13 protein-coding genes, 1 tRNA gene and 1 pseudogene are annotated in these 12,746 nt (G+C 67.6%); 2 read left to right on the plus strand and 13 right to left on the minus strand.

From position 1 onward, the window contains the following. The 11 genes and pseudogenes from Ssi02_RS17195 to Ssi02_RS17245 all read right to left on the minus strand — a co-directional run. Window positions 1-571 (minus strand): annotated as a pseudogene (locus tag Ssi02_RS17195) (DNA-directed RNA polymerase subunit beta); the annotation flags it as partial. A gap of 426 nt (window positions 572-997) precedes the next feature. Continuing rightward, window positions 998-1,546, minus strand: a complete 549-nt coding sequence (locus tag Ssi02_RS17200; RefSeq protein WP_239128989.1) for an Rv1363c family protein — start codon at window positions 1,544-1,546, stop codon at window positions 998-1,000. After that, complete coding sequence (locus Ssi02_RS17205) at window positions 1,543-2,037, minus strand: Rv1363c family protein (protein ID WP_204026676.1); 495 nt, start codon at window positions 2,035-2,037, stop codon at window positions 1,543-1,545. Before Ssi02_RS17205 ends, Ssi02_RS17200 begins: the two co-directional genes overlap by 4 nt. Window positions 2,038-2,640: 603 nt before the next feature. Next, complete coding sequence (gene rplL, locus Ssi02_RS17210; protein WP_204026677.1) at window positions 2,641-3,033, minus strand: 50S ribosomal protein L7/L12; 393 nt, start codon at window positions 3,031-3,033, stop codon at window positions 2,641-2,643. A 73-nt stretch (window positions 3,034-3,106) separates the two neighbouring features. Further along, window positions 3,107-3,631: a 50S ribosomal protein L10 gene (gene rplJ, locus Ssi02_RS17215; protein ID WP_204026679.1), complete on the minus strand. Its 525-nt coding sequence runs from the start codon at window positions 3,629-3,631 to the stop codon at window positions 3,107-3,109. A 651-nt stretch (window positions 3,632-4,282) separates the two neighbouring features. Beyond that, complete coding sequence (locus tag Ssi02_RS17220) at window positions 4,283-5,116, minus strand: SCO4651 family lipoprotein (protein ID WP_204026681.1); 834 nt, start codon at window positions 5,114-5,116, stop codon at window positions 4,283-4,285. 321 nt (window positions 5,117-5,437) lie between these two features. Beyond that, window positions 5,438-6,157, minus strand: a complete 720-nt coding sequence (gene rplA / locus Ssi02_RS17225) for a 50S ribosomal protein L1 (RefSeq protein WP_204026683.1) — start codon at window positions 6,155-6,157, stop codon at window positions 5,438-5,440. A 148-nt stretch (window positions 6,158-6,305) separates the two neighbouring features. Next, on the minus strand, window positions 6,306-6,737 hold the full coding sequence (rplK, locus tag Ssi02_RS17230; RefSeq protein ID WP_204026685.1) for a 50S ribosomal protein L11: 432 nt from the start codon (window positions 6,735-6,737) through the stop codon (window positions 6,306-6,308). Window positions 6,738-7,007: 270 nt separating this feature from the next. After that, window positions 7,008-7,808, minus strand: coding sequence for a transcription termination/antitermination protein NusG (gene nusG, locus Ssi02_RS17235; protein WP_204026687.1), 801 nt, complete (start codon window positions 7,806-7,808; stop codon window positions 7,008-7,010). 70 nt (window positions 7,809-7,878) lie between these two features. After that, entirely contained in the window at window positions 7,879-8,130 is a 252-nt protein-coding gene (gene secE, locus Ssi02_RS17240; RefSeq protein ID WP_204026688.1) for a preprotein translocase subunit SecE, read from the minus strand. A gap of 76 nt (window positions 8,131-8,206) precedes the next feature. Next, window positions 8,207-8,279, minus strand: a tRNA-Trp gene (locus tag Ssi02_RS17245). Between the two features lie 323 nt (window positions 8,280-8,602). Between Ssi02_RS17245 and Ssi02_RS17250 the strand changes: the two genes are divergently transcribed. Further along, window positions 8,603-9,820: a pyridoxal phosphate-dependent aminotransferase gene (locus tag Ssi02_RS17250; protein ID WP_204026689.1), complete on the plus strand. Its 1,218-nt coding sequence runs from the start codon at window positions 8,603-8,605 to the stop codon at window positions 9,818-9,820. A 208-nt stretch (window positions 9,821-10,028) separates the two neighbouring features. Here the strand turns inward: Ssi02_RS17250 and Ssi02_RS17255 are convergent, their stop codons facing one another. Both Ssi02_RS17255 and Ssi02_RS17260 read right to left on the minus strand, forming a co-directional pair. Then, complete coding sequence (locus tag Ssi02_RS17255) at window positions 10,029-11,003, minus strand: hypothetical protein (RefSeq protein ID WP_204026690.1); 975 nt, start codon at window positions 11,001-11,003, stop codon at window positions 10,029-10,031. Continuing rightward, window positions 11,000-11,524, minus strand: a complete 525-nt coding sequence (locus Ssi02_RS17260) for a SigE family RNA polymerase sigma factor (protein WP_204026691.1) — start codon at window positions 11,522-11,524, stop codon at window positions 11,000-11,002. Before Ssi02_RS17260 ends, Ssi02_RS17255 begins: the two co-directional genes overlap by 4 nt. Before the next feature lie 173 nt (window positions 11,525-11,697). On the opposite strand from Ssi02_RS17260, the gene Ssi02_RS17265 reads away from it, so the two are divergent. Next, entirely contained in the window at window positions 11,698-12,732 is a 1,035-nt protein-coding gene (locus Ssi02_RS17265; RefSeq protein WP_204026693.1) for an adenosine deaminase, read from the plus strand. Window positions 12,733-12,746 lie beyond the last annotated feature (14 nt).

Below are 12,746 nucleotides of genomic sequence, written 5' to 3' on the forward strand. Positions count from 1 at the left end.
GCGAGGGGATCACCTTGCAGCCGAAGAGGTCCTTGTCCGAGGTCTTGTCGACACTGCGGTCGAAGTAGACACCCGGGGACCGGACCAGCTGGGAGACCACGACACGCTCGGTGCCGTTGATGATGAAGGTGCCCTTGGGCGTCATGAGCGGGAAGTCGCCCATGAAGACCGTCTGGCTCTTGATCTCGCCGGTCTGGTTATTGATGAACTCCGCCGTCACGAACATCGGGGCGGAGTAGGTCATGTCTTTGTCTTTGCACTCGTCGATCGAGTACTTGGGCGGCTCGAACCGATGGTCGCGGAACGACAAAGACATGGTTCCGGAGAAGTCCTCGACGGGACTGATCTCCTCGAAGATCTCTTCGAGACCGGACTGGGTCGGAACGTCCTTGCGCCCGGCCTGGCGAGCCGCCTCAACCCGGCCCTTCCACTTCTCATTGCCGAGCAGCCAGTCGAACGACTGGGTCTGCAGAGCGAGGAGGTCCGGAACTTCAAGCGGTTCCTGGATCCGTGCGAAGGTAACGCGACGGGGACCGGCGGGTACGGCGGAGGCGATGCGCGAGGCTGCCAACAGATGTCCTTCCGAGGGCTCGCGGCGGACTGACTACACGCACGCCAGACGACAACGCAACAGTTACTCTGAGAAGCGGGTCGTCAAAGGGCAGCGCAAAGGGGCAGTGTAGCCGAACGGCATACACCTGTCCACTCCACTCTCGCTGCATGCTCCACGTTGGTCGCAGCATCGCCCGTCCAGACCGAAACGTCAAGCCCGAGAGCTGACATTTCAGCCAACTATGGCCAGCACGCTGGGGATTCCCCCTGCGCACGGCCTGTAAGCGCTACCGAGTCCAAGACGATACCCGCGAGCGGAAGCGGCTAACGCCCAGCCGTACGGAGGGTTGAACCCTTGCCAACGATCGACACTGCTGTTGCCGGATCTACCCAGATGCCCTACGTCCCCAAACACACACTTTGCTAACAATTGAATAACCGCAGGTCAGGCGCTACCCAGAAGTGTCGACAGGCCCGCGACCATCCACTTGGAGCCGCTCCTCACCATTACGAACCGTGCTCGGTTTGGGATCACCTCGTGCTGCGGCTGCGCCTCCCCCGGAAGGGTCTTGGTGGTGGCGATGTTCATGAACACCAGCACGTCCACCCGCTCCCCCTCGACCCGCTCCACAGCCGCCTCCGAGACGGTCGCCTGCTGGACGGCCTGCTGGCTCCTGGCCGTCGGCACCAGCGTGCGCGCGAGCTCCCGGTAGTGCTCGGTCAGGCTGCCCGTGGTGAGCTCCCTGGCACGGGTGAGGTCCTGCTCGATCGTGCGGTAGTCGTAGGAGAGCATGTCCGCCGCGACCGCCCGGGCGGAGGCCATGGCCTCGCGCCCCAGCGTCTCGCCGGCCCGCAGCCTACCAAGATCAACCCACATCACGCCGACGGCGGCCGCCAGCGCGAGCGTCACGGCGCCCAGCATCACAAGGACCCAGGCCCCCTCACGGCCGCGCCGTACCGGTTCGCCCGGGTGGCGCCCGAAGGGCCGGGTCACGGCACGCGCTCCGCCTCGGAGACCAACCACGACCTCCCGACCTTGGTGACCTGCATATTCCACCGGTAAAAGCGCTTCGCGGGAGCGGCCTCGGAGTCCTCCCAGCGGACCAGCGAATCCGCGACGACGAGCACCCTCGCCGTGCTGCCGTCGGTCGTGATCAGACCGGTGGCACGAAGCACCGCAGTTTGTAGAATCTTGTCGTCCACCGTGGTTTTTTTGAGCACTTCTGAGTCTCTGGCGAACTCCGCTTTGGCCCGCCCGGTCGCGCTGCTGAGCGCCCGTTTGATGTCTTCATCAATGGTTTTGTGACTAACCGAAAGCAGGTTGACCGCGTGAGCGCCGGCGGCGTTGAGGGCCTTCGCGCGTTCGTCGGCCGCGAGCTGGGCCGCCGACACCTGCCACCACAGCCACACGGCCATCACGATCAACACAGTGATCAAGACGCCGAGGATCGAGACGATCGCCAGGCGGACCGCACCGCCGTTCATCGCGGCCCCGGCACCGCGAGGGCCGTGCCGCCGCCTCCCCAGGCCGCGAGATCGGCCGTGCCGGCGGCGCCCGGGGGTGAAGAACCGGCCGGATCGAGCGCCATGCGTCTGCTCCCCTCGCCTCCACTGGCCGGGCCACGTGAATTCACGGGCCGTCGCCCCTTGAGGGCATTGGGCCCCCAATCGCCGGGATCATAACCCGCTGCGTAGATCGGCATGGCCGCCTTTCCTGAGAGGGTCTCGGTAAAAACCAGCATTCCCCCCGGAGCGCATCGAGTTTCCAATTGTCCAGACCGGATCTCTCGGGTTTCCGCCCGGGGCGTGCCCGCGCCCCGTCATGAACGGTGACCGCACCGCGGAGTACGGCAGAAGCCACCACAAACAAAAACGGAGCGGACCCACCCGGCACCTGGGTGGATCCGCTCCGTTGTTGAAGCGGTGCTGAGAGGCGCCACCGAGGGGCCCTGCCATAAGCGGGGCGCCGGCGGAGCGGTGCTGAGAGGCGGCGACGCTCTCAGCGGTGCTCCGACACTCTCGGCGAGGCGTCGTCAGCGGTGCTGAAGGGGCCGGCGAACCGGCCCGGTCAAGCGGGAAAGCGCGAGGTCACTTGACGGTGACGGTGGCGCCGGCACCCTCAAGGGCGGCCTTGGCCTTCTCCGCGGCTTCCTTGTTGACCTTCTCGAGCAGCGGCTTCGGCGCGCCGTCGACGAGGTCCTTGGCCTCCTTGAGGCCGAGGCTCGTGAGGGCGCGGACCTCCTTGATGACCTGGATCTTCTTGTCGCCGGCAGCCTCGAGGATGACGTCGAACTCGTCCTGCTCCTCGGCCTCGGCGGCGGCCTCACCGGCGCCACCGGCGGCCGGGGCGGCGGCCACGGCCACGGGGGCGGCGGCCTTGACGTCAAAGGTCTCCTCGAAGAGCTTCACGAAGTCGGACAGCTCAAGGAGGGTCATCTCCTTGAAAGCGTCGAGCAGCTCGTCGGTGCTGAGCTTCGCCATGGTGTTTCCTCCATGTGGATCTTAAAAGTACTTGGGAACGAGAACCGCGGTGTGCTGGTGAATCCCCTGGGGACTACTCGCCGGACTCCTCGCGCTTGGCGCGGAGCGCCTCGGCGAGCTGAGCCATGTTCGTGGGCAGCGCGTTGAAGACGGCGGCCGCGTGGCCGAGCTTCGCCTTCATCGCCCCGGCCAGCTTGGCGAGGAGAACCTCGCGCGACTCGAGGTCGGCAAGCTTGGTGATCTCGGCGGGGGACATCGACTTGCCGTCGACGACACCACCCTTGATCACCAGAAGGGGATTGGCCTTGGAGAAGTCACGCAGACCCTTCGCGACCTCGACCACGTCGCCCTTGACGAAGGCGATGGCGGTCGGTCCCTGGAACAGATCGTCCAGGACGGAGATCCCGGCCTCGTGAGCCGCGATCTTGGTCAGCGTGTTCTTCGCCACGGCGAACTTCGCATTCCCACCGAGAGAGACGCGGAGCTGCTTGAGCTGCGCAACGGTGAGACCGCGGTACTCGGTCAGGACAGCGGCTTGTGAGGTCGAGAACTGCTCTTTGAGCTCGGCGACCGCCGTCGTCTTGTCCGCCCTCGCCATGGGCCTCCTTCCAGATGTGCCGCCGGCGAAGGACAGAGGAAAACAAACAAGCCCCGGCGCAGGCGCACGGGGCTCACACGAGGGAGCGGCGACCAGGGCCGCATCACCACATGGAATCTCGAACCACACCTGCGCTGGCCGTCCACTCACGTGAACTCTTCGGCCGTCAAGGCATGAGCGCTTGACGACGACCGGCGGTCTTCGGCGTGAGCAGCTTACCTCGTGCTAAGTCCATGCACAAACCGGAGGTCAAAGGCCCGGAGCCGCGGACACCGCACGCCTCTCGCGGGACGAGGGCCGGGACGGCTTCGCCGTACGCCGGGACCCGCCCGGGTGTCCCACAGCCTAGCCGCGCCGGCCGGGTGCCCCCACACGCCCGCGCGCATGGCCGGGCGGTACAACGCGGCGGCCGGGTCGTGCAACTCGCCCCACATGCCCGCACGCATGACCGGGCGGCCTCGCGATCAGCCTCAGCCTCCACATGCACAGCCGGGCGAGCCCCGACCAGCCGGCCCCCGGCGCCCATACGTATGGCCGGGCACCTCCGGCGGTTCTCCCCGAACGACTTGGACACCTTGCTGAAGAGCCCCCCGACACGCCGATGCCCGGCGCCCCAAAGATCGGGGGCCGGGCGTACGGACGTCCGTAATCTCACTCGGTCGGGCGGTCGATCTTCGGGAACTCGCCGACCTGGTCGGCCGGCGGGGCGCTGATCTCCACGGGCTCGTTGAAGCCCTTGAAGTTGAGCGCCACATCCAGCTTGCTGCCCTCCGCGCTGCCGCTCAGCGTGATCTTGCGCGGCAGGTTCTGGGCGTCGGCCCACAGATCGAACTTCACGTCCTTGAGCTGAGCGAAGCTCTTGAGCGCGTGCTCCCTGGCCTTCTCGGGAAGCTGCGCGGACGCCGCGTCCGTCGGGAAGGTGCCGCTGTAGTGCGTGGTCTCCACGCCGCCCACCGTCTCGGTGCCGACCGGCTTGACGTCCTTGGAGGCCGTCAGCAGCTTGGTCGCGTTGGCGAGATCGAACTGCCGCACCTGGTCGAGGACCTGGCTCGGGTCGGTGCCGTGCTCGCCCTTGACCTTGTCCAGCGGCACCTTGACCCAGGGCTTGGTGGCGCCCGCGACGGTCCTCAGCAGGTCGAGCTTGAGGTAGACGGTGTTGTCGTGGAGGATCGCGCGTGCGCCGCCGGGGAGGTTCTGCCCGCCGAAGGAGGCGCTGTCGATCGTCACGTCGGCCGCCAGCGGGTCGGCCTGGTAGTTCATCCGGCCCTGGAGCTTGCCAGCGTGGCCCTCCGTGCCGCTGATGTCGGCTGTCAGGTCGACCGTGTAGCTCTTGACCTGCTCGGCCTGCTGCGCGCTCGCGATGACGGCTTCAGCGCCGCTCAGCTTGATGTTGCCCAGAGACTGAACGCTGGTCGATCCACAGCCCGCGACCGCGAAGAGGGCGGCCGTGCTGAGGGAGGCTACGGCAAGCGTTTTCCGACGCATCGGTTAAATCCCTTCGTCCCCGTTCACTTGATGACGACACTACGCATACCCCGCGCATTACGCGTCGACCTAAGGGACGAAGGACCGCCGTGGAATATGGCCGTTGGGGGGAGGCGCGAGGAGTCTCCCCGGGTGGCCGGGGCGGGCCCTGGGCCTCGCCGCGACGCTGTGACCAGGACAGACCCGTGAACGCGAGCGAGCCCCCGCGGGAAGGCGGGGGCTCGCGAACGCACTGGAACCGGCTGTGCGGCTCTCAGGCCACTCTCAGACACCGAGCGCGGCTCTCAGGCCACTCTCAGCGGGTGGGGCCGGTCTCGCGCCTCAGGCGTCGAGCTCGGCCGTCACGCCACGCGTCACACTGGGGTCGACCGGAATGCCGGGGCCCATGCTGGTGGCGAAGGTGACCTTCTTCAGGTAGCGGCCCTTGGCGGCCGACGGCTTGAGACGGAGCACCTCGTCGAGGGCGGCGGAGTAGTTCTCCAAGAGCTGACGCTCGGGGAAGGAGACCTTGCCGATGACGAAGTGCAGGTTCGCGTGCCGGTCGACACGGAACTCGATCTTTCCGCCCTTGATCTCGGTGACGGCCTTGGCCACGTCGGGCGTGACGGTGCCGGACTTGGGGTTCGGCATGAGGCCGCGGGGGCCGAGCACTCGGCCGAGACGGCCGACCTTGCCCATGAGCTCGGGGGTCGCGACGACGGCGTCGAACTCGGACAGGCGGTTGCCCTTGCTGATCTCGTCGATCAGCTCGTCGGCGCCGACGATGTCGGCACCGGCCTGACGGGCCTCCTCGGCACGGTCGCCGGTCGCGAAGACCAGGACCCGGGCGGTCTTACCGGTGCCGTGCGGGAGGTTGACCGTGCCACGCACGATCTGGTCGGCCTTGCGGGGGTCGACACCCAGCCGCAGTGCCACCTCGACGGTGGCGTCGAACTTGGTGACCGTGGTCTCCTTGGCCAGCCTCGCAGCCTCGACGGGGCTGTAGAGACGGGTGCGGTCCACCTGGGCCGTCGCCTGGCGGTAACCCTTGCTGCGCTTCACTTGCTCTCTCCTTCACGGAGTCCGTGGTTTACGGGCCGGCGCCTGGCCCACCCACCGAGCCCCTGCCACCGGGGACACACCGTGCGCGAGGTACGGCGTGAGCCTTGTGGGCCGAGGGTCTCGTGATTGAAAACTTTGAATCGGACGACTAGTCGGCGATCGTGATGCCCATCGAACGGGCGGTGCCCGCGATGATCTTCTCGGCGGCCTCGATGTCGTTGGCGTTAAGGTCCTGCATCTTGGTCTCGGCGATCTGGCGGAGCTGGTCCTTGGACAGCTTGCCGACCTTGTCGCGGTGCGGGTTGGCCGAACCCTTGTCGAGACCGGCGGCCTTCTTGATCAGCTCGGGCGCCGGGGGCGTCTTCGTGATGAAGGTGAAGCTGCGGTCCTCGTAAATGGTGATCTCAACGGGGATGATGTTGCCCCGCTGGGCCTCCGTGGCAGCGTTGTACTGCTTCACGAATTCCATGATGTTGACGCCGTGCGGGCCGAGCGCGGTGCCGACCGGGGGCGCGGGCGTGGCCTGGCCAGCGGGAAGCTGAACCTTTACCAGCGCGGCAACTTTCCTCTTCGGAGGCATTTATCCTTCTCCGGGTCCTTTGTCCTACAAAATTCCCATGGGCATCCTAGGCTCCCTGGCGGGAGCCCAACGCATGCTCACGGGACGACTGGCCAGTCTATGCGAGCCCCGCACTCGGCATCGCCACATCCCCGGAGGCGGAGCGGGCGACGCCGCCCCACGCGGGAGCGGCATTCAGACCGGAAGATCCTCATCTACCGAAGCAAACGGGCGGCCCCACCTTCCTCGGGAAGGCGGGATCCGCCCGTCTCCAACGGACGTGCGTGAACCTTAGATCTTGGAGACCTGGTTGAACGACAGCTCGACCGGGGTCTCACGGCCGAAGATCGACACGAGCACCTTGAGCTTCTGGGACTCGGGGCTGATCTCGCTGACCGTGGCGGGCAGGGTGGCGAAGGGGCCGTCCATGACGGTGACCGACTCACCGATCTCGAAGTCGACCGTCGCGGAGGCGGCCTTCGCGGAGGCCTTCTTGGCCTCCTCGGTGGGCTCGGGCGCGAGCAGCTTGGCGACCTCGTCGAGGCTCAGGGGGCTCGGCTTGTTGGACAGCCCCACGAAGCCGGTCACACCGGGCGTGTTGCGCACGGCGGCCCACGACTCGTCGGACAGCTCCATGCGCACGAGCACGTAACCCGGGAGCACGCGCTCCTTGACCGGGGTCTTCTTACCGCTCTTGGTCTCGAGCACCGTGTGCGTCGGCACCTCGACCTGGAAGATGTAATCCTCCATGTTGAGGGAGCCGGTGCGGCTCTCGATGTTGGACTTGACCCTGTTCTCGTAACCCGCGTAGGAGTGGATCACATACCACTCACCGGGCAGGCCGATCAGCTGGGAGCGGAACTCCTGGACAGGGTCGATGTCGGGGACGATGTCGCCGTCTTCGTCGACCGAGGCGGGCTCGCCGACGGCGGCACCCTCCTCGGCGGAGGTGTCGTCGCCCTCGGCCTGGCCGGCGGTGGGCGCATCGTCCTCGACGGACTCCTCGGCGGCCGAAGCGGCCGTGGTGACCTCTTCCGGCTCACCTTCCCACTCTTTGCGGGAATCGCCGGAGGACTGCGGGGACTCGGACACGGTGGCTCTTTCTTCTCTCTACGTCGGTCGGACTGGTGGCTCCCGGCGGGCGGGGCCGCCGGTCGTCGGCTTACTCTCCGCCGAAGACCGCCAGCACACCCTCAGTAAACAGGGCGTCGAGCGCGGACACGATGCCGACCATGATCAAAACGAAGACCAGGACGACAATGGTGTAGTTAATGAGGTCCTTGCGCTTGGGCCAAATGACCTTGCGCAGTTCCGCGACAACCTGCCGATAGAAAAGGGCGGGAGAAGTTCGCTTCTTCTCTCCGCTCGGCTTGTTTGGCTTGTCTGCGGTTTCGCCGCGCGTGTCGATCGCCACAGTCCTCACCTGCTCTGTCGTGTCCGTCGCATCATGCGGCGCGCTGAACACGCCCTAATGCGCGGACCGCACTCCGCAGGGCACGAGGGACTCGAACCCCCAACCGCCGGTTTTGGAGACCGGTGCGCTACCAATTGCGCTAGTGCCCTAAGTTGTGAACCACCATACCCCGGCGGGACCGGAACAATGTCAGTGGCGCACCATGGTTCTGCGGACATGGCCCTTCAGAACCACGGCGAAGTCTACGCAGGATTGCCCCCGACGTCGAACCAGACGCGATCGCCCTGCTCAAGACGGAGCCCGGATCCTCCCGGCCGCGATCCGCGCCACACCCCGGACCGCGATCGAGACCGCGATCCGGACCACAGCGGCCCCGGCGGCCCCGGCGCCGCCGCACCTCCCGTGTCCGAGCCGGACTCGCGTCGCCCACATGGCGATATCGAGCGGACACCTGTCCACGACGTCTGAAACGATGGGATCCATGACCACGCGACGCCGCGTCTCAGCGCGCATCTCAGCCATCTCCGAATCCGCCACGCTGGCCGTGGATGCCAAGGCCAAGGCGATGAAGGCGGCCGGACGGCCGGTCATCGGCTTCGGCGCCGGCGAGCCGGATTTCCCGACGCCCGACTACATCGTGGAGGCGGCGATCGAGGCGTGCCGCACGCCCCGCTTCCACAGATACACCCCGGCGGGTGGCCTGCCCGAGCTCAAGCAGGCCATCGCTGAGAAGACGCTGCGCGACTCCGGCTACGAGGTCGACGCCTCGCGGGTGCTCGTCACCAACGGCGGAAAGCAGGCCGTCTACGCGGCCTTCGCGACCCTGCTCGACCCGGGCGACGAGGTCCTCGTGGTCGCGCCCTACTGGACGACCTACCCCGAGGCGATCAAGCTCGCCGGGGGTGTGCAGGTCGACGTCGTGACCGACGAGACCACGGGCTACCTCGCCTCCGTCGAGCAGCTTGAGGCGGCCCGCACCGAGCGCACCAAGGTGCTGCTCTTCGCCTCCCCGTCCAACCCCACCGGGGCGGTCTACTCCCCCGAGCAGGTCGCCGAGATCGGCCGCTGGGCGGTTGAGCACGACCTGTGGGTCGTCACCGACGAGATCTACGAGCACCTGATCTACGGCGACGCCACGTTCACCTCCATCGCCACAGCCGTGCCCGAGCTGGCCGACAAGGTCGTCATCCTCAACGGCGTCGCGAAGACCTACGCGATGACGGGCTGGCGCGTGGGATGGCTGATCGGCCCCGCCGACGTGGTCAAGGCCGCGACCAACCTCCAGTCCCACTCGACGTCCAACGTCTCCAACGTCGCCCAGGTCGCGGCCCTTGCGGCGGTCAAGGGCGACCTGTCGGCCGTGGCGAAGATGCGGGAGGCGTTCGACCGCCGCCGCCAGACCATGGTGCGGATGCTCAACGAGATCCCCGGCGTCGTGTGCCCCGAGCCCTTCGGCGCGTTCTACGTCTACCCGTCGGTCAAGGCCCTGCTGGGCAAGGAGATCGGCGGAACCCGCCCCCAGACCTCCGCCGAGCTGGCCGAGGTGATCCTTGAGCAGGCCGAGGTCGCGGTCGTTCCCGGTGAGGCCTTCGGCACTCCCGGATATGTCCGCCTTTCCTACGCGCTGGGGGACGACGACCTGATCGAGGGTGTCACCCGCCTGTCGAAGCTCCTCTCCGAGGCCCACTGACCCAGAGCTCCACAGAGCCCCACAAAGCAGAGCGCTACGGCCCGGCGGGCCCCAAGACCCGCCGGGCCTCAGTCATGCCCACCGGCAGTCACGGGAAGTCCAGAGGCAACTCCTCGACAGGATCCGGGACGCCTGCAGACGTGCCCGGGTCCGGCGGCAACTCGTCAGTAGGATCCGGGACGCCGGCGGACGTGCCGGGATCCGGCAGTCACGGGGAGTGCGGAGGCAACTCCTCGACAGGATCCGGGACGCCTGCAGACGTGCCCGGGTCCGGGGGCAACTCGTCAGTAGGATCCGGGACGCCGGCGGACGTGTCGGGGTCCGGCAGTCGCGGGTCGTCCGGGAGCAGCTCGTCGGCTGGGGGCAGTTCGTCGGTGGGCGGTCCGGGGTCCGGCACTTCCGTGCTCTCCGGGGGCAACTCGTCTGCAGGAGGGCCGGAGTCCGGCGGCAAGGGCGTCCTGCCACCGGAAAGATCGAGGCCGTTGCCCACGGCGGTCAGCTCGCCCCTCGCCGCGCCTTTCAACTCGGCAAAGTACGTCGGAGACATCATGATGTCCACGACAGCGCCGGAGTCGTCCCACACGACGAGGACCGGGGTCGTGCCCCCCGTGTCCCCGCCCTCGGGGACCACCTGGTTGTTCTCGGTGAAATGCCCGAAGAACATCTTCCTCTCGTCGTCCCCGCGGGCGGCCTTCGCGTCGCGGGGCACGCGCCCGAGCGCCCACTTCGCCGCGTCTCCGCGATATACGATGACCTGCACCGCATACATCCCGTCGGGCTGATCCGGCTTGCTGAAGGCCGACGAGTTGCTCGTCTCGCCGAAGGCGTCCTGGCCAGCTTCGAAGCTCAAGAACAGGCCGGGGGGCAGGTAGCCGATACGGACGCCACCGAGTTCGCGCCCCTTGCCGACGGGCTGTGCGGTGGAAGGCGTGCCGGGGCCCGAGGCGACCCTCTGAGTCGGCACGGCGGTGGTGGTGGAGGTGAGGGCGGAGTAGGCCGGCACGGCGGCGGCCACGGCGACGCTCACGAGTACGGCTCCCGCCGTACGAAACCGGATCTTGGCGGCGCGGCGGCGGCGCCTGACGGCGTTCCCCAGGCCGGGCGGGGCCTGGACGCCGGCGACATGGGACCTCATGGCGTCGGACAGCGCGTCTTCGAGCGGCGCGTCTTCGAGTGACTTCACTTCATCGCTCCTTCCGCGGGGGCGGGAAAGCCGGTGGGGCCGGGGTTGAGGCGGGCGCGGATACGGGCGAGTCCCCTGGCGGCCTGGCTTTTGACGGTCCCTGCGGAACAGCCCATGAGCTGGGCGGTCTCGGCTTCGGACAGGTCTTCCCAATAGCGCAGGACGAGGACGGCGCGCTGGCGGGCGGGCAGCCGGCGCAGTTCGGAGATCAGAGAGCCGCGCAGGTCCACGTCGGGGTCGTCGACGGTGGTCTCGGGCGGGCGGGCGAAGGAGATCTCATGGAGGATCTTGCGGCGTCTCGCCTTGCTGATCGCGGCATTCACCACGACCTTGCGCGCGTATGCCTCGGGGTTGTTGTGCCGGATGCGCGGCCAGTGGCGGTAGACCTTCTCCAGTGCATGTTGCACGAGGTCTTCCGCGTCGTGTGGTGAGGCACCGCAGACCAGGACGGCGGTGCGTAAGAGCGTGGTGCTCCTCGCGGCAAGGAAGTCGTCAAAGGCCGCATCGTCATCTTCTGTCATAGGCGTCTCCCCTTTCGCCCTCTACCAACGCATGAGTAGAGCGGCGGGTTGAGAGAGCCTTTTGACCTATCCGGCCATGTTTGAGGGGTCGCGGAGGTGCAGAAACCCAGAACGTGGAAAGGGGTTCATCGGACGTTCCCCCGCGCACCCGGGTGGTGCGGCACCATATGGAAATGCCACGTCCACTCGCCGATCTGCCCAAGGCTCATCTCCACCTGCACTTCACCGGGTCCATGCGCCATTCGACCTTGCTTGAGCTCGCGCGAGAGCAGGGCCTGCATCTGCCGGACGCTCTGGAGAAGGACTGGCCGCCACGGCTGCGCGCGACCGACGAGCGCGGGTGGTTCCGTTTCCAGCGGCTCTACGACACCGCGCGTTCCGTGCTGCGCCGTCCGGACGACGTCTACCGCCTGCTGCGCGAGGCGGCCGAGGACGAGGTGGCGGAGGGGTCGGGCTGGCTGGAGATCCAGGTGGATCCCTCGGGCTACGCCCACAGGTTCGGCGGGCTGACCGCCACACTGGAGTTGTTCCTCGACGCCGCGCGTAAGGCGGCCGACGCCGCGGGCACCGGCATGGCGTTGATCGTCGCCGCCAACCGGGTGCGCCATCCGCTGGACGCCAAGACGCTGGCCAGGCTGGCCGCGCAATATGCGGAGCACGGTGTGGTGGGGTTTGGGTTGTCCAACGACGAGAGGCGGGGGCGTGCGCGTGATTTCGACGGCGCGTTCCGGATCGCCAAGCGGGCCGGCCTGCTCCTGGTGCCGCACGGAGGTGAGCTCAACGGCCCGGTGAGTGTGGCCGAGTGCGTGGACGATCTCGGCGCCGACCGCGTGGGCCACGGGGTGCGCGCCGCCGAGTCGGCGAGGCTGCTCGATCGGCTGGCGGACCGGCAGATCACCTGTGAGGTGTGTCCCTCCTCCAATGTGGGGCTGGGAGTGGTCGAGCGGGCCGCCGACGTGCCTTTGCGGGCGATGTTCGACGCGGGGGTGCCGATCGCGCTGGGGGCCGACGACCCGCTGCTGTTTGGTTCGCGGTTACTGGCGCAATATGAGCTGGCCCGCTCGGTCTACGGGTTCAGCGACCAGGAGCTGGCCGAGCTGGCCCGCCAGTCGATCAGGTCGTCGGCGGCGCCGGAGGCACGGCGCAAGGAGTTGCTGATCGGGATCGACAGGTGGCTCGCCACTCCAGAGCCCCACGAGACCCCGTGACCGGGGTGGTCAGT

Origin of the sequence: Sinosporangium siamense (assembly GCF_016863435.1) — a bacterium.
Taxonomy (GTDB): Bacteria; Actinomycetota; Actinomycetes; order Streptosporangiales; family Streptosporangiaceae; genus Sinosporangium; species Sinosporangium siamense.

Excerpts from the sequence above, each read along its gene's own strand:
- rplJ (WP_204026679.1), bottom strand. The coding sequence starts at position 3,631 with ATGGCGAGGGCGGACAAGACGACGGCGGTCGCCGAGCTCAAAGAGCAG.
- Ssi02_RS17205 (WP_204026676.1), bottom strand. The coding sequence starts at position 2,037 with ATGAACGGCGGTGCGGTCCGCCTGGCGATCGTCTCGATCCTCGGCGTC.
- rplL (WP_204026677.1), bottom strand. The coding sequence starts at position 3,033 with ATGGCGAAGCTCAGCACCGACGAGCTGCTCGACGCTTTCAAGGAGATG.
- Ssi02_RS17265 (WP_204026693.1), top strand. The coding sequence starts at position 11,698 with ATGCCACGTCCACTCGCCGATCTGCCCAAGGCTCATCTCCACCTGCAC.
- Ssi02_RS17220 (WP_204026681.1), bottom strand. The coding sequence starts at position 5,116 with ATGCGTCGGAAAACGCTTGCCGTAGCCTCCCTCAGCACGGCCGCCCTC.
- rplK (WP_204026685.1), bottom strand. The coding sequence starts at position 6,737 with ATGCCTCCGAAGAGGAAAGTTGCCGCGCTGGTAAAGGTTCAGCTTCCC.
- Ssi02_RS17260 (WP_204026691.1), bottom strand. The coding sequence starts at position 11,524 with ATGACAGAAGATGACGATGCGGCCTTTGACGACTTCCTTGCCGCGAGG.
- Ssi02_RS17250 (WP_204026689.1), top strand. The coding sequence starts at position 8,603 with ATGGGATCCATGACCACGCGACGCCGCGTCTCAGCGCGCATCTCAGCC.